Annotated in this window: 13 protein-coding genes; 11 read left to right on the top strand and 2 right to left on the bottom strand. The window is 71.6% G+C overall.

The features are described 5' to 3' along the window. The first annotated feature begins 43 nt into the window (after positions 1-43). On the top strand, positions 44-1,819 hold the full coding sequence (locus OG456_RS26285; protein WP_266565067.1) for a phosphatidylglycerol lysyltransferase domain-containing protein: 1,776 nt from the start codon (positions 44-46) through the stop codon (positions 1,817-1,819). Next, positions 1,816-2,517 carry a hypothetical protein gene (locus tag OG456_RS26280; RefSeq protein ID WP_266565065.1) on the top strand — a complete coding sequence of 234 codons (702 nt, stop codon included), beginning with the start codon at positions 1,816-1,818 and terminating at the stop codon, positions 2,515-2,517. The genes OG456_RS26285 and OG456_RS26280 overlap by 4 nt, the downstream gene beginning before the upstream one ends. Here the strand turns inward: OG456_RS26280 and OG456_RS26275 are convergent. Beyond that, entirely contained in the window at positions 2,466-3,221 is a 756-nt protein-coding gene (locus OG456_RS26275; RefSeq protein ID WP_266565063.1) for a hypothetical protein, read from the bottom strand. The genes OG456_RS26280 and OG456_RS26275 overlap by 52 nt on opposite strands. Before the next feature lie 67 nt (positions 3,222-3,288). On the opposite strand from OG456_RS26275, the gene OG456_RS26270 reads away from it, so the two are divergent. From OG456_RS26270 to OG456_RS26230, 9 genes are all read left to right on the top strand, one after another. Next, on the top strand, positions 3,289-4,071 hold the full coding sequence (locus tag OG456_RS26270) for an adenosylcobinamide-GDP ribazoletransferase (RefSeq protein ID WP_266565061.1): 783 nt from the start codon (positions 3,289-3,291) through the stop codon (positions 4,069-4,071). A 126-nt stretch (positions 4,072-4,197) separates the two neighbouring features. Beyond that, entirely contained in the window at positions 4,198-5,730 is a 1,533-nt protein-coding gene (locus OG456_RS26265) for a leucyl aminopeptidase (protein ID WP_266565059.1), read from the top strand. A 283-nt stretch (positions 5,731-6,013) separates the two neighbouring features. Next, positions 6,014-7,402: a dihydrolipoyl dehydrogenase gene (gene lpdA, locus OG456_RS26260; RefSeq protein ID WP_266565057.1), complete on the top strand. Its 1,389-nt coding sequence runs from the start codon at positions 6,014-6,016 to the stop codon at positions 7,400-7,402. Positions 7,403-7,532: 130 nt separating this feature from the next. Next, positions 7,533-9,278 (top strand): 2-oxoglutarate dehydrogenase, E2 component, dihydrolipoamide succinyltransferase, encoded by a 1,746-nt coding sequence (sucB, locus tag OG456_RS26255; protein ID WP_266565055.1) that lies wholly within the window; start codon positions 7,533-7,535, stop codon positions 9,276-9,278. Positions 9,279-9,393: 115 nt separating this feature from the next. Next, complete coding sequence (locus OG456_RS26250; protein WP_100592131.1) at positions 9,394-10,017, top strand: GntR family transcriptional regulator; 624 nt, start codon at positions 9,394-9,396, stop codon at positions 10,015-10,017. 282 nt (positions 10,018-10,299) lie between these two features. Beyond that, positions 10,300-12,999, top strand: a complete 2,700-nt coding sequence (gene aceE / locus OG456_RS26245) for a pyruvate dehydrogenase (acetyl-transferring), homodimeric type (protein ID WP_266565047.1) — start codon at positions 10,300-10,302, stop codon at positions 12,997-12,999. Between the two features lie 100 nt (positions 13,000-13,099). Further along, positions 13,100-13,873, top strand: coding sequence for a VOC family protein (locus tag OG456_RS26240; protein ID WP_266565045.1), 774 nt, complete (start codon positions 13,100-13,102; stop codon positions 13,871-13,873). A 19-nt stretch (positions 13,874-13,892) separates the two neighbouring features. Continuing rightward, a complete protein-coding gene (locus OG456_RS26235) occupies positions 13,893-14,870 on the top strand; it encodes a YafY family protein (RefSeq protein WP_266565043.1) in 978 nt (325 codons plus the stop codon). A gap of 103 nt (positions 14,871-14,973) precedes the next feature. Next, the gene (locus tag OG456_RS26230) at positions 14,974-15,492 is read left to right on the top strand and encodes a DUF4240 domain-containing protein (protein ID WP_266569436.1); all 519 of its coding nucleotides are present in this window, start codon (positions 14,974-14,976) and stop codon (positions 15,490-15,492) included. 12 nt (positions 15,493-15,504) lie between these two features. Here OG456_RS26230 and OG456_RS26225 read toward each other — a convergent pair whose 3' ends face one another. Further along, on the bottom strand, positions 15,505-16,428 hold the full coding sequence (locus tag OG456_RS26225; protein ID WP_266565041.1) for a TIGR01777 family oxidoreductase: 924 nt from the start codon (positions 16,426-16,428) through the stop codon (positions 15,505-15,507). Positions 16,429-16,481 lie beyond the last annotated feature (53 nt).

Raw genomic sequence — 16,481 nt, 5'->3', positions numbered from 1 at the left:
GCTCGCCCCGTATCGCCTCGAATGCCCCATATGCTCCCTGCTTATGGCAGATGAACACACGAGCGCTCCACCCGCGCGCCCCGCCCACGCCTGCACCCCCACCACGAAACGGGCGGCCGCCTTCCTCGTCTGGTACCTGCGCATCGTCACGTTCATCAACTTCCTGAGCGCGGTCTGGGTCTCCCTCGGTCAGGACCTGCAACGGCACAACACCGACAACTACTTCACCCCGTACCTGCTGACGGCCGGCTTCGCGTCCGGGGTCTTCACCTGGTTCCTGGCGATCACGATGCGCCGCCGCAAGCGTGCCGCGTGGATCCTCAACCTCGTGCTCAGCGGACTCTTCCTGCTCCTGTTCATCGTCGTGATGTTCTTCCCCGAGGTGCGCCGCTACGCGCAGAACTGGATCTCGCTCGTCCTGACCGCCGCGTTCGTCGTCGCGCTGCTGGTCGGGCGGCGGGAGTTCTACGCGAAGGGGGACCGCTCGAACGCGAAGCTCGCGGCCGCGGTCGGGATCGGCGGACTCCTCGTGACGTCCCTGTTCGCGACGTTCCTCGTGACCGTCACCAACCAGGCGCACGACGGGCACCACTCGACGTTCCTCGAGCGCTGGCGCTACGGCACCCTGCGCCTCATCTCGGTCGCCACCGACGAGTCCCGCTACCCCGGCATCACGTCGCCGAACTGGGTCAACGTCGCCATCAACATCCTGAGCACCCTCCTCCTGCTCGCCGTCGCGTACGCCGCGTTCCGCTCCCGCAAGGCCGTCGACCCCATCACCCCCGACGACGAGACCAAGCTGCGTGCACTGCTCGACAAGGAGGGCGACCGGGACTCGCTCGGCTACTTCGCGCTGCGCCGCGAGAAGAGCGTCGTGTGGTCGCCGACGGGCAAGGCGGCCGTCGCGTACCGCGTCGTCGGCGGGGTCTCGCTCGCATCGGGCGATCCGATCGGCGACCCCGAGGCCTGGCCCGGCGCGATCGCCCCCTGGCTCATGGAGGCGCGCGAACACGGCTGGATCCCGGCCGTGATGGGCGCGAGCGAGGAGGCGGGCACCATCTACGCCCGGCACGGCCTCGACGCCCTCGAACTCGGCGACGAAGCCATCGTCGAGATCCCTGAGTTCACCCTGGAGGGCCGCGCCATGCGCACCGTCCGCCAGGCCTACAACCGGGTCAAGCGCGCGGGTCACGAGGTGCGGATCCGGCGCCACGAGGACATCCCCGCCGACGAGATGACGTACTTGCTCCAGCGTGCCGACGACTGGCGCGACGGGGCCACCGAGCGCGGCTTCTCGATGGCGCTCGGGCGGCTCGGCGACCCGGCGGACGGACGCTGCGTGATGCTCGAATGCACCGACGGGAAAGGCGAGTTGAAGGCCGTGCTCTCGTTCGTCCCGTGGGGACCGGAGGGGCTCTCGCTCGACCTGATGCGGCGCGACAGGGACTCCGAGAACGGGCTGATGGAGTTCATGGTGATCGAACTGCTCCAGCGTGCCGGAGAGATCGGGATCACGCAGGTGTCGCTGAACTTCGCGATGTTCCGGTCCGTCTTCGAACGTGGCTCGCGGCTCGGCGCGGGCCCGGTGCTGCGCCTGTGGCGCTCGCTGCTCAGCTTCTTCTCACGGTGGTGGCAGATCGAATCCCTCTACCGGGCCAACGCGAAGTACCGGCCCATCTGGGAACCCCGCTTCCTGCTCTTCGAGAAGAGCGCCGACCTGCCGCGGATCGGCCTCGCCTCCGCACGCGCCGAGGGCTTCCTGGAGGCGCCGGGCCTGCCGAACTGGATGCACCGCAGACATCTGGAGTCACACCCGTGAGATCCCCGGCCGCCCTGGCCCGCGCCGAGTGGGGCCCGCTGTGGTCGGCGGTGCACAGGGGGCTCGTCGCCAAGAGGTGGCGGGTAACGCCGATGACGCTCGGCGCGGTCTGCCTCACGGCCCTGTTCCAGTACGTGCAGAACCATTTCTGGGGCTATCGGTTCGTGCAGGACGTCGGCTCCGTCCGGGCCGGGGACCCGTTGTGGCTGTCCCTGCTGCGCACTCCGCTGTCCCTCTTCGTGCCGGCGCTCGACCTGCCCGTGTGGGGCGCGCTCACACAGGTCCTGATCGTGTTCGGCATCGCGGAGGTCTGCCTCGGCTGGAGGGGCACGCTCGCCATCGGATACGTCGCCACCCTCATCGGCACCCTCTACGCCCGCCTCGGCATCGCCCTCGGCCCCGACGGCCCGCTCGGCCTGCCCGCGTCGGACGCGCACATCGTCGACAACGGCCCCTCGGCGGCGGTCGTCGGCCTCGCCGTGTACGTGTGCTGGCGCCATCGCGCCCGGTGGACGGCGGGCGCGGTGGTCGCCCTCATGGTGATCGAGGCGGCCATGAAGCCGAACCTCGCGGGCAAGGAGCACTTGGCGGCGATGGCCGCCATCGCCCTGGTCGTCGTGGCACGGTGGGCCTTCGGCACCGCGCGTCACCGGGACGCCGAGCGCTCCCGGTCGGGTGTGCCGCCGATCAGGTCCTGAAAGCCCCGGCTCAGCTTCGACCAGCGCCGGTCGTGCCGGTAGGCGCGCAGCCGCGATCTGGCCCTGGCCTTGGGGCGCCGCCGGTACCAGCGCTTGGCCCACGCCGATCCGGGCCGCGCGAGCCTGATGGCCCCGAACAGCGCGACGAACGGCACGAGTACGCCGACGATCGCGAGCCGGGGCTTCCCCTTGAACATGGCCAGCACGACGAACAGGAGGTTGATCAGGACCGTGAGGATCGCGGTACCGCGCCCCTGCTCCTCCTGGCCCGTCACATCGTTCACGCCGAGCGGCGAGAAGCCGCTGAGGACGAGCAGCCCGAGCGCCGCCGCGAGGACCACCACCTCCACGCTCTGCCGACCCTGTTCGGTCCAGTACACGTCGGCGAGGTGCAGGATCAGCGCGAACTCGTCGAGGACCAGGCCCGCGCCGATCCCGAAGATCACCGCGCAGATCGAGGCGCCGAAACCGTGCCGCCCGCTGCCGACCGCGCCGAAGCCGCCGATGACGGTGAGGATCACGCCCGGCACCACGTGATGGATGTGCATGCCGCCCGGCGTGACGTTGCGGAACGGCCCGCGCCCGGCGCGGATGAGGCGCGTGACCGTACGGGTCGCCGCGAAGGTCAGCAGGAACGCGGCGAGGGCGAGCAGCAGCGGCAGCTTCCCCGGCTCGACGATGTTCCGGTACCACCAGTCACCCATGCGGCCATCCTGCCGCCGGGGCACAGGCGCCGCCCGCTGTGCTGGACCCCCCCGGTAGCCTGCCGGGATGCCCGCAACCCCGGCCGACGGCCTCCGCTTCGCCTTCGGCACCCTCACCGTGCTCCCGGTCAAGGTCACCCGATGGGACCGCGAGGCGGCCCGCGCCGGAATGCTCTGCGCCCCCGTCGCCGGGCTCGTCGTGGGCCTGGCCGCCGCCGCCCTCGGCGGGATCCTGACGCTGCTCGGCGCCGGACCGCTGCTCGCGGCCGTGGCGAGCGTGAGCGTCCCGGCCGCGCTGACCCGGGGACTGCACCTGGACGGGCTCGCCGACACCGCCGACGGCCTCGGCAGCGGCAAGCCGGCCGAGGACGCGCTGCGCATCATGAAGCAGTCGGACATCGGCCCCTTCGGCGTCATCACCCTCGTGCTCGCGCTCCTCGCCCAGGTCGCCGCGCTCACCGAGCTGTACGCGGACTCGTGGGCCCGCGGCGCGCTCGCCGCCGTCGTCTCGGCCCTCACCGCCCGGCTCGCGCTCACCCTGGCCTCGCGCGCCGGTGTCCCGCCGGCCCGGCCCGAGGGCCTGGGCGCGGCCGTCGCCGGAACGGTCCCGGTGCGCGGGGCGCTGCTCGCCGCCGCCGTGACCGTGTGCGCCGCCGGTGCCGCGGGCGCCGTCACCGGCTCGGCGTACGGCGCCGTGCACGGCGCGGCGGCCACCGCACTGGCCTGCTGCGCGGCCGAACTCCTGCTGCGCCACTGCGTGCGCCGCTTCGGCGGAGTGACCGGTGACGTCTTCGGCGGCATCGCCGAGACCGCCGCCACCGCGGCCCTCGTCGTCCTCACCTTCGGCTGACACGGCCGCGGTCGCATACCGCGAAGCGCACCCTCGCGCACACGGGCGTAGGCTCCCCAAGGGGCCATACACCCCACGGCCCGTCAGAACTCGTTCAGACACCATGAAAGTAGGGACCTCACCACCGTGACTGCTCTGACTCTCAGCACCGCCGCCGCGTCCGGCCTGCGTGCCGACGCGATTGTCGTCGGTGTGGCGAAGGGTGCTGCATCCAAGTCCGGAGGGCTCGTCGTCGCCCCCGGCGCGGAGGCCGTGGACAAGGCCTACGACGGCAAGCTCGCCGCCGTCCTGGAGACTCTCGGCGCCTCCGGCGGTGAGGGTGAGGTGACGAAGCTCCCCGCCCCCTCCGGCTTCAAGGCCCCGGTCGTCCTGGCCGTCGGCCTCGGCCCGGTGCCGGAGAAGGACGAGACGTACGACGCGGAGGCCCTGCGCCGCGCCGCCGGTGCGGCCGCCCGCACGCTGGCCGGTGCGAAGAAGGCCGCGTTCGCCCTGCCCGTCGAGGACTCGGGTGACGCGGGCGCGATCGCGGAGGGCGCCCTGCTCGGCGCGTACTCCTTCGACGCCTACAAGGAGTCGGCCCAGGACGGCAAGAACGGCAAGGCGCCGCTCGCCGAGATCGCCCTGCTCGGTGCCAAGCCCCGCGACAAGGCGTTCAAGGCCGCCGTGGAGCGCGCCATCGCCGTGACCGAGGAGCTCAACCGCGCCCGCGACCTCGTCAACACCCCGCCGAACGACCTGACCCCCGAGGCCTTCGCCGCCGTCGCCTCGGCCGCGGCCAAGGAGCACGGCATCAAGGTGCAGGTCCTCGACGAGAAGGCGCTCGTCAAGGGCGGCTTCGGCGGCATCCTCGGCGTCGGCGCCGGCTCGGAGGCCCCGCCGCGCCTGGTGAAGCTCTCCTACACGTCGTCCAAGGCGGACAAGCACCTCGCCTTCGTCGGCAAGGGCATCACGTACGACTCGGGCGGCATCTCCCTCAAGCCGGCCGGGCACAACGAGACGATGAAGTGCGACATGGCCGGCGCCGCCGCCGTGTTCGCCGCCGTCGTCGCCGCCGCGCGTCTGGGCCTCAAGGTGAACGTCACCGGCTGGCTGGCGCTCGCCGAGAACATGCCGTCGGGCTCGGCCACCCGCCCGGGTGACGTCCTTCGCATGTACTCCGGCAAGACCGTCGAGGTCCTGAACACGGACGCCGAGGGCCGCCTGGTCCTGGCCGACGCCATCGCCAAGGCCTCCGAGGAGACCCCCGACGCGATCGTCGACGTCGCCACGCTGACCGGCGCGATGATGCTGGCGCTCGGCAACCGGACGTTCGGCATCATGGCGAACGACGACGCTTTCCGTACGTCGATCCACGAGGTCGCCGAGGAGGTCGGCGAGCCGTCCTGGCCGATGCCGCTCCCCTCCGACCTGCGCAAGGGCATGGACTCCGCCACCGCCGACATCGCCAACATGGGCGAGCGCATGGGCGGCGGCCTGGTGGCCGGCCTCTTCCTCCAGGAGTTCGTCGGCGAGGGCATCACGTGGGCCCACCTCGACATCGCGGGCCCGGCCTTCAACGAGGGCGGCGCGTCCGGCTACACGCCCAAGGGCGGCACCGGTTCCGCGGTCCGTACGCTGGTGCGCCTCGCGGAGCGCACGGCCGACGGTGACCTCGGCTGACGCGTAAGGCACGGCTCGACAGCCCCCGGGTGCGACGGCACCCGGGGGCTGTTCGCTGTCGACGAAATCCGCAGCCTCCCGGACCCCCTCACCCGGGTTTCAGGTGTAACGGCCGTCTCACCCCCGGGCCCGGCGTCCCGTCCGCCTCCGACAAGTGCGAAGATGGGTCCTCGGCAGGACAGGGCCCCCACCACAGGGCCGAAGCATAAAAAAGCGGCCGGACACCAGCCGCCGCCCGGTCACTGCAGACCGGCGTACGGCGCACATGCATGGAGGACGTGACGTGGCGAACGACGCCAGCACCGTTTTCGACCTAGTGATCCTCGGCGGTGGCAGTGGCGGTTACGCCGCGGCCCTGCGCGGAGCGCAGCTGGGCCTGGACGTCGCCCTGATCGAGAAGAACAAGCTCGGCGGCACCTGCCTGCACAACGGTTGCATCCCGACGAAGGCCCTGCTGCACGCCGGTGAGATCGCCGACCAGGCGCGCGAGGCGGACCAGTTCGGTGTCAAGGCCTCCTTCGAGGGCATCGACATCGCGGGCGTCCACAAGTACAAGGACGACGTGATCTCCGGCCTGTACAAGGGCCTGCAGGGTCTCGTCGCCTCCCGCAAGGTGACGTACATCGAGGGCGAGGGCCGCCTGTCGTCCCCGACCTCCGTGGACGTGAACGGCCAGCGCGTCCAGGGCCGCCACGTGCTCCTCGCGACCGGCTCCGTGCCGAAGTCGCTGCCGGGCCTGGAGATCGACGGCAACCGCATCATCTCCTCGGACCACGCGCTGACGCTGAACCGCGTCCCGCAGTCCGCGATCATCCTCGGCGGCGGCGTCATCGGCGTCGAGTTCGCCTCCGCGTGGAAGTCCTTCGGCACCGACGTCACCGTCGTCGAGGGCCTCAAGCACCTCGTGCCCGTCGAGGACGAGAACAGCTCCAAGCTCCTGGAGCGCGCGTTCCGCAAGCGCGGCATCAAGTTCAACCTCGGCACCTTCTTCGAGAAGGCCGAGTACACGCAGGACGGCGTCCGCGTGACCCTCGCCGACGGCAAGACCTTCGAGGCCGAGGTCCTCCTGGTCGCCATCGGCCGCGGCCCGGTCTCGGCCGGTCTCGGTTACGAGGAGCAGGGCGTCGCGATGGACCGCGGTTACGTCCTGGTCGACGAGTACATGCAGACCAACGTGCCGACCGTCTCCGCCGTCGGTGACCTCGTCCCGACGCTCCAGCTCGCGCACGTCGGCTTCGCCGAGGGCATCCTGGTGGCGGAGCGTCTGGCCGGTCTCAAGACCGTCCCGATCGACTACGACGGCGTGCCGAAGGTGACGTACTGCCACCCCGAGGTCGCCTCCGTCGGCATCACCGAGGCCAAGGCCAAGGAGATCTACGGTGCGGACAAGGTCGTCGCTCTGAAGTACAACCTCGCGGGCAACGGCAAGTCCAAGATCCTCAAGACCGCGGGCGAGATCAAGCTCGTCCAGGTCAAGGACGGCGCCGTGGTCGGCGTCCACATGGTCGGCGACCGTATGGGCGAGCAGGTCGGCGAAGCCCAGCTGATCTACAACTGGGAAGCGCTGCCCGCCGAGGTCGCCCAGCTCATCCACGCCCACCCGACGCAGAACGAGGCACTCGGAGAGGCCCACCTGGCCCTCGCGGGCAAGCCGCTGCACTCGCACGACTAGGTCAGGCCGCAGGCTGGACCCAGTCGTCCCTGTCGTCCCCTGGGCGCGACGACCGACCACAGACTTCCGCACTCCCCCAAGCTCTCAACCGCTCGAGCAGGGGAGACCCCACTAAGGAGCAACAGAAACCATGTCGGTTTCCGTATCCCTTCCGGCGCTCGGTGAGAGTGTCACCGAGGGCACCGTCACCCGCTGGCTGAAGGCCGAGGGCGAACGCGTCGAGGTCGACGAGCCGCTGCTCGAGGTCTCGACCGACAAGGTCGACACCGAGATTCCCTCGCCCGCCGCCGGCATCCTGGCCTCCATCAAGGTCGCCGAGGACGAGACCGTCGAGGTCGGCGCCGAGCTCGCCGTCATCGACGACGGCACGGGCGCGCCCGCCGCCGCCCCGGCTCCCGCCGCTGCCGAGGCCCCGGCCCCGGCCGCCGCTCCGGCTCCCGTCGCCGAGGCCCCCGCGGCCCCGGCCGCCGCCCCGGCCGCTCCGGCCGCCCCCGCCGGTGCCGCTTCCGGCACCGACGTCGTGCTGCCCGCTCTCGGCGAGTCCGTCACCGAGGGCACCGTCACCCGCTGGCTGAAGGAGGTCGGCGAGGAGGTCGCGGAGGACGAGCCCCTGCTCGAGGTCTCCACGGACAAGGTCGACACCGAGATCCCCTCCCCCGTCGCCGGCGTTCTCCTGGAGATCTCCGTCGCCGAGGACGAGACCGCCGAGGTCGGCGCCAAGCTGGCCGTCATCGGTGCTCCCGGTGCCGCTCCGGCCGCCGCCGCGCCCGCTGCCCCGGCTGCTCCGGCCGCCGCCCCGGCCCCGGCCCCGGCCCCGGCCCCGGCTGCCCCCGCGGCTCCGGCTGCTCCGGCCCCGGCCCCGGTCGCCGCTCCGGCCCCGGTCGCCCCCGCGGCTCCGGCCGCCCCGGCTCCGGTCGCCGCCCCGGCCTCCGCCGCGGTCTCCGGTGACGACGGCGCGTACGTGACCCCGCTGGTCCGCAAGCTCGCGTCGGAGAACGGCGTGGACCTGGGCACCGTCAAGGGCACCGGCGTCGGTGGACGTATCCGCAAGCAGGACGTCATCGCGGCCGCCGAGGCCGCGAAGGCCGCCCCGGCGCCTGCCGCCGCCGCTGCTCCGGCCGCCGCGAAGGCCCCGGCCCTGGAGGTCTCCCCCCTCCGCGGCCAGACGGTCAAGATGACCCGCATGCGCAAGGTCATCGGCGACAACATGATGAAGGCGCTGCACTCGCAGGCCCAGCTGACCTCGGTCGTCGAGGTCGACATCACCAAGCTGATGAAGCTGCGCGCCAAGGCGAAGGACGCGTTCGCGGCACGTGAGGGCGTCAAGCTCTCCCCGATGCCGTTCTTCGTCAAGGCCGCCGCCCAGGCGCTGAAGGCCCACCCGGTCGTCAACGCCCGGATCAACGACGACGAAGGCACCATCACGTACTTCGACTCGGAGAACATCGGCATCGCCGTTGACGCCGAGAAGGGTCTGATGACGCCGGTCATCAAGGGCGCGGGCGACCTGAACATCGCCGGGATCTCGAAGAAGACCGCCGAGCTGGCCGGCAAGGCCCGCGGTGGCGGCCTCACGCCGGACGACATGTCCGGCGCGACCTTCACGATCTCCAACACGGGCTCGCGCGGTGCGCTCTTCGACACCGTCATCGTGCCGCCGAACCAGGCCGCGATCCTGGGCATCGGCGCCACGGTGAAGCGTCCGGTCGTCATCAACCACCCGGACCTCGGCGAGACCATCGCCGTCCGGGACATGACGTACCTGTCGCTCTCCTACGACCACCGTCTGGTGGACGGCGCGGACGCCGCCCGCTACCTGACCACGGTCAAGGCGATCCTGGAGGCCGGCGAGTTCGAGGTCGAGCTCGGCCTGTAACTCTCGTCTCATCAGCGCGTACGCCCCCGTCCGGAGGTCTTCCGGACGGGGGCGCCGCCGTATTGTCTAGAGGTCAACGCACCTTGGGGTCTCTGCCCCCTCTGGAGGAGCCATCATGACCGCGCCCGTCGTCCACTCGCTGCGCGAACAGATCCGCGAGCACATCGTCGAGGGGATCGTCAGCGGGCGCTGGAAGCCGGGTGAGCGCATCGTGGAGCGCCGCATCGCGACGGAGCTCGAGGTCAGCCAGACGCCCGTGCGGGAGGCCCTGCGGGAGCTGGAGAGCCTGCGTCTGATCGAGTCCGCCCCCAACAAGGGCGTCCGGGTGCGGAATCTGACGGCCGCCGACCTGGAGGAGAGCTACCCGGTCAGGGCCGGCCTGGAGGCCATCGCGGCGGAGCTGGCGGCCGGGAAGCTGGCCGAGGACTGCTCGGCCCTCGAACCCCATGTGGCGGCCCTCTACCGCGCCGACCAGGAGGCCGACGGGACGGGCCAGGTGCGGCACACGGTCGCCTTCCACCGCGAGCTGGTGCGTGCCGCGGGGAACTCCGTGCTCCTGCACACCTGGGAGGGCCTCGGCATCGAGGTGTTCACGGCCCTGTCCATCCGGTGGCTGGGCACCGTCCAGCAGTCGTACGCGGAGGAGCACGAGGCGCTCGTGGCCGCGTTCCGGCGCCGGGATCCCGCGATCGCGGAGCTGGTGAAGGCGCACGTGCTCGGCTGCGCCCCGCGCGCCTGAGCCACACCCCGCTCAGACGTCGTCGCGTCCCCCTCCCACCTGCGAATATCCGGCGTTCCGCCTTCGAAATCAAGGCACCCGGTGCCCCCTTCAATGGCACCGGATGCCCACTTTCTCCGTCTGAGGAAGTTTTCTCCTTCCACCCTTTGATCGATCATCGATCAGGGGGTTACAGTCACCGACGGGTCTCCACCAGAGACCCACGCCCTGTCCTGCCAAAGACCTAGGGCACCCCACCCTTTCCGCTAAGGGAACCCCCCTCCGACTCAGGAAGGCGGCGCAATGACCGACCCCTCCGCAATCCAGCCGAGCGAGCTCGACCAGCTCCCGGACCGCGACCCCGAGGAGACCGCCGAATGGCAGGCCTCCCTGGACGCCGTTACCAAGGCGGCCGGGCCGCACCGTGCCGCGTACCTGATGCGCCGCACGCTGGAGCGCGCCGAGGGCTCAGGCCTGGCGCTGCCGAAGCTCCTCGAGACCGACTACGTCAACACCATCCCGACCGCCGCGGAGCCGGCGATCGAGGGTGACGAGGCGCTGGAACTGAAGATCGCCGCGTGGAACCGCTGGAACGCGGCCGCGATGGTGACCCGTGGCTCCAAGTACGGCGTCGGCGGCCACATCGCCACGTTCGCCTCGGCGGCCTGGCTCTACGAGACCGGCTTCAACCACTTCTTCAAGGGGAAGGAGGGCGACGGCTCCGGTGACCAGCTGTACATCCAGGGCCACGCCTCCCCCGGCATCTACGCCCGCGCCTTCCTCGACGGCCGCCTGAGCGAGCAGCAGCTCGACCACTTCCGCCAGGAGTCCGGCGGCGACGGCCTGCCGTCGTATCCGCACCCGCGGCGCCTGCCCTGGCTGTGGGAGTTCCCGACCGTCTCCATGGGCCTCGGCCCGCTGTCGGCGATCTACCAGGCGCGGTTCAACCGCTACCTCACCAACCGCAAGATCAAGGACGTCTCCGCCTCGCACGTGTGGGCGTTCCTCGGTGACGGCGAGATGGACGAGCCCGAGGCCACCGCGGCCCTGGCGCTCGCCTCGCGTGAGGGTCTGGACAACCTGACCTTCGTCATCAACTGCAACCTGCAGCGCCTCGACGGCCCGGTCCGCGCCAACTTCCGCGTGGTCCAGGAGCTGGAGGCGCAGTTCCGCGGCGCCGGCTGGAACGTCATCAAGACGCTCTGGGGCTCCGCCTGGGACGAGCTGTTCCAGCTCGACACGACCGGCGCGCTCGTTCGCCGGCTGCGCGAGGTGCCGGACGCCCAGTTCCAGACGTACGCGACCCGCGACGCCGCGTACATCCGCGAGCACTTCTTCGGCTCCGAGCCCGCGCTCGTCGAGCTGGGCCGGCTGCTCACGGACGACAAGATCGCCGAGTGCTTCAAGGTCTCGCGCGGCGGCCACGAGCCCCGCAAGGTGTACGCGGCCTACCGTGCGGCCCTGTCGCACGAGGGCGCGCCGACCGTGATCCTGGTCCAGACGGTCAAGGGCTTCACGCTGGGCAAGGGCTTCGAGTCCAAGAACGCCAACCACCAGATGAAGAAGCTGACGGTGGACGAGTTCAAGGACATGCGTGACCTCCTTGAACTGCCCATCTCCGACAGCCAGTTCGTCGACGGCCAGGTCCCCTACGGCCACCCGGGCGCCGACTCCCCCGAGGTCCGCTACCTCCAGGAGCGCCGCGCGGCCCTCGGCGGCCCCGCCCCGGCCCGCCGCACGCACGCGATCGCCCCGCTGCCGGCCCCGGCCGACAAGGCGTTCGCGTCCTTCGACAAGGGCTCCGGCTCGCAGTCGGTCGCGACGACCATGGCGTTCGTACGCCTGGTCAAGGACCTCGTACGCGACAAGGAGACCGGCAAGCGCTGGGTGCCGATCGTCCCGGACGAGGCGCGCACCTTCGGCATGGAGTCGCTGTTCCCCTCGCTCGGCATCTACTCCCCCAAGGGACAGACGTACGAGCCGGTCGACCGCGACCAGCTGATGTACTACAAGGAAGCCACGGACGGCCAGATCCTCAACGAGGGCATCACCGAGGCCGGCTCCATGGCGGACTTCATCGCCGCGTCCTCCGCGTACGCCACGCACGGCGAGGCGATGATCCCCTTCTACATCTTCTACTCGATGTTCGGCTGGCAGCGCACGGCCGACCAGATGTGGCAGCTCGGCGACCAGCTGGGCCGTGGCTTCCTGGTCGGTGCCACCGCGGGCCGTACGACGCTGACGGGTGAGGGTCTCCAGCACGCGGACGGTCACTCGCCGGTCATCGCGGCGACCAACCCGGCCGCGCTGTCCTACGACCCGGCGTTCGCCTACGAGATCGGCGCGATCGTCAAGGACGGTCTGCGCCGCATGTACGGCGAGGCGGCCCCGGGCGAGGACCAGAACGTCTTCTACTACCTGACGGTCTACAACGAGCCGATGCCGCAGCCGGCCAAGCCCGCGGGCGTGGACGAGGGCATCCTCAAGGGCCTGTACCGCTTCAACACCGCCGAGTCGGCCGGGGTGAACGTCGCGGCCGCCAACGCCCCCCGCATCCAGCTGCTCGGCTCGGGCACGGCGATCCACTGGACCCTCGAGGCGCAGAAGCTGCTCGCCGAGGAGTGGGGTGTCGCCGCCGACGTGTGGTCCGCGACCTCCTGGACCGAGCTGCGCCGCGACGCCCTGGAGGCGGACGAGGCGATCCTGCGCGGCGAGGAGCGCACTCCGTACATCCGTAAGGCGCTCGACGGCGCCCCGGGCCCGGTCCTCGCGGTCTCCGACTACATGCGCCAGGTCCCCGACCAGATCGCGCAGTGGGTCGAGCAGGACTACACCTCGCTCGGTGCGGACGGCTTCGGTCTCTCCGACACCCGTGAGGCGGCCCGCCGCCACTTCGGCATCGACGCGCAGTCGATCGTCGTCGCGGCCCTGGCCCAGCTCGCCCGCCGCGGCGAGGTCAAGGCCTCGGCCGTGAAGGAGGCGCGCGAGCGCTACGGCCTGTAGTCCCTTGTCATGCGTGCCCCGTCCCGATTGCCGGGGCGGGGCACGCGTGCGTGAATGAGGAGGAGTCCAGGGGGGTGCCGTCCAGGGGAGACACACGTCCATGAAGATCTCCAAAACCCCGTCAGCGCCCTGCTGGGCGGACCTCTCCACGCCCGACACCGACGCGGCCCGGCTCTTCTACCAGGGGCTGCTCGGCTGGCGCAGCGAGGTGGTGTCCGACCCCCAGTCGCAGGCCTACGGCCTCTTCAGGTCCGGTGACGAGCTGGTCGCGGGCATCGGCCCGACCAGGAGCCCGAAGGAACCGTCGGCATGGCTGCCGTACTACCAGTCGGCCGGGGTCGACGCGGTCATCGCGCGCGTGAAGGGCAACGGCGGCACGGTGGTCACGGGCCCGGAGACCATCGCTGAGGACGGCGTCTTCGCGGTCTGCCAGGACCCGTCGGGGGCCGCGTTCGGCCTGTGGCAGCCGATCACGAACACGGGCTTCGGCGTCGTGAACGCGCCGGGGAGTTTCTGCTGGTTCGAGCTCCTGACCCGCGATCCGGACGGATCCAAGGACTTCTACCAGTCCGTACTGGGCTGGGGCGCGAAGCGGCACCCGTACGGGGGCGGCGGCACGTACACCGAGTGGAGCGTCGACACCGAGCCCTTCGGCGGCATGCTCGACACGGCGTCGGGCTCGTTTCCCGAGGGTCTGCCGGCGCACTGGATGGTGTACGTCGCCGTCGAGGACACCGACGCGACGGCGGCCCGCTGCAAGGAGCTCGGCGGGCAGACCCTGGTGCACCCGACGACGATCGAGCCGGGCCGGTTCGCGGTGCTCGCCGATCCGCAGGGCGCCTCGTTCGCGGTCATCACGTACACCCCGCGCTGAGGGCCCGCATCATGGGCGTATGCGTGCTGCCCGCCTGATCAAGATGGTGTTGTTGCTCCAGTCCCGGCCGTCGATGACGGCGGGTGAGCTGGCGCGCGAACTGGAGGTCTCGGAGCGGACGGTGACCCGGGACGCGCAGGCGCTGTCCGAGGCGGGCGTGCCCGTGTACGCGGACCGGGGCAGGGCGGGTGGGTACCGGCTGATCGGCGGCTACCGGACGCGGCTGACCGGTCTGGCGCGCGGCGAGGCGGAGGCCCTGTTCCTGTCCGGGGTGCCGGGCGCGCTGCGCGAGATGGGCCTCGAGGACGCGGCGTCGGCCGCACGGCTGAAGGTGTCGGCGGCGCTGCTGCCCTCGCTGCGGGACGCCTCGCGCACGGCGGCGCAGCGGTTCCATCTGGACGCGCCCGGCTGGTTCAGGGAGCCGCGGACGCCCGAGCTGCTGCCCGCGGTGGCGGACGCGGTGTGGGACGACAGGGTGGTGCGCGCCCGCTACCGCCGTGACGAGGCCGGGGCCGAGGTCGAGCGGGAGCTGGAGCCGTACGGGCTCGTCCTGAAGGCGGGTGTCTGGTATCTGTGCGCCCGCGTCGCGGGCGCAGGGACCCACCGGGTGTACCGGATCGACCGGTTCACCGGCGTCGAGGCGGGCGAGGAACGCTTCGTACGGGACGAGGAGTTCGACCTGCCGGGGTTCTGGGAGGAGCGGGCCGAGCAGTTCGCGCGGTCCATCCTGCGCGCGGAGGTCGTCCTGCGGCTGTCCCCCGTGGGGCTGCGGCAGCTTCCGCACGTGACCGAGCCGGTGTCCGTGCGTGCGGCGCGGGAGTCGGCCGGCGAGCCCGACGAGGAGGGGTGGGTGACGGTGACTCTGCCGGTCGAATCGGAGGACGTCGCGTACGGCCAGCTGTTCGCGCTCGGGCCCGAGGCGGAGGTCCTCGCTCCCGCTGGACTGCGCGAGCGTTTCGCCGACGCGGCGCGGCGGACGGCGGACCGCTACCGGTGAGCCGCCGGGCGCCGTGCCCTCGGCATGTGCGCGCATAACGAACTGGCGCAGCTCCGGAACTCGGCGTGCGTCCCCGACCCCCAAGGCAGATGCTTGTCCCGTGATGGACGAGACGGAGTTCTGGGAGATCGTGGACAGCACCCGCGAGGCCGCCGAGGGCGACCCCGAGGACCATGCCGAGCTGCTCGTCGACCGGCTGCTCCGGGCCGACCCCGACGCGGTGCTCGACTTCGCCCGTCACTTCGAGTCCCGCTACCACCGCGCCTACCGCTGGGATCTGTGGGGCGCCGCGTGGGTGCTGCTCGGCGGGGCGAGCGACGACGCGTTCGACTACTTCCGCTGCTGGCTGATCGGCCAGGGCCGGGAGGTCTTCGAGGGCGCGCTGCACGAGCCGGACGCGCTCGCCGATCTGCTGGGCGAATTCGACGAGGAGATCGACGGTGACGGCGAGGAGCTCGGCTACGCGGCGGACGAGGCGTACGAGGAGCTGACCGGCGCGGTGGCGCCCGATCTCGGCATCCCGGCCGCGCCGGCGGAGCCGGAGGGCACACCGGTCGACTTCGAGAACGCGGCGGAGCTGGAGCGGCTGTACCCGAAGCTCTCGGAGCGTTTCGGGTCGTAGGCGCCGGGGGGGTCACCGCCTGGCTGCCCGGATCGTCTCCTCGATGCCGGGGAACACGAACGTGAAGCCTGATTCCAGGAGCCGGGTCGGAACGGCCCGCGTGCTGCCGAGGACGTCGCCCGCCATCTCGCCGAGGACCAGGCGCAGGGCGGGGGCGGGCGCCGTGAACAGGGTGGGGCGGTGCAGCACGCGCCCCATCGCGGCGGTCAGCTCGCCGTTCGTGACGGGGTGCGGGGCGGTGAGGTTCACGGGGCCCGACAGCTCGTCCGTGGCGAGGATGTGGCGCAGGGCCGCGATCTCGTCGTGCAGCGCGATGTACGACCAGTACTGGCGGCCGTCGCCCATACGTCCGCCGAGCCCGGCCAGGAACAGCGGGAAGAGCCGCGCCCAGGCCCCGCCGCCGCGGGACACGACGAGCCCGGACCGCGCGAACACGGTGCGGATTCCGGCCTCTTGGGCGGGCGCCGCGGCCTCCTCCCACTCCACGCACAGCTGTGGCAGGAACCCGTCCCCGGGCGGCGCGCTCTCGTCGACGGCGCGCGTGCCGGTGTCGCCGTAGTAGCCGACGGCGCTGCCGTTGACGAAGACGCGGGGAGGCTGTTCGAGCGTGGCGACGGCCTCGGCGAGCGTCGCGGTGCCGAGGACCCGGCTGTCGCGGAGCTTCTTCTTGTACGCGTCGGTCCAGCGGTGGTCGCCCACGCCCGCGGCGGCGAAGTTGAGGACCGCGTCGCATCCGGAGAGCCCGGCCGCGTCGACGGACCCCCGCTCCGGGTCCCAGCGGACCTCGTCCGGGGCCGCCGGCTCCCTGCGGACCAGGCGGACGACGTCGTGCCCGTCGGCGCGCAGGGACCGGGTCAGGGCGGAGCCGATGAGGCCGGAGGCGCCGGCGACGGCGAACCGGGAGCGTCGTACGGGTGCGGAATCGCTCTGGGTCATGGGTCCATCCTGCCGCGTAAAACGCCCGGCGGCCGGTCGTGGGCCGGTCGTAC

The organism is Streptomyces sp. NBC_01446, assembly GCF_026340095.1.
Classification (GTDB): domain Bacteria; phylum Actinomycetota; class Actinomycetes; order Streptomycetales; family Streptomycetaceae; genus Streptomyces; species Streptomyces aureus.
This window is presented reverse-complemented; position numbering and strand designations above follow the sequence as displayed.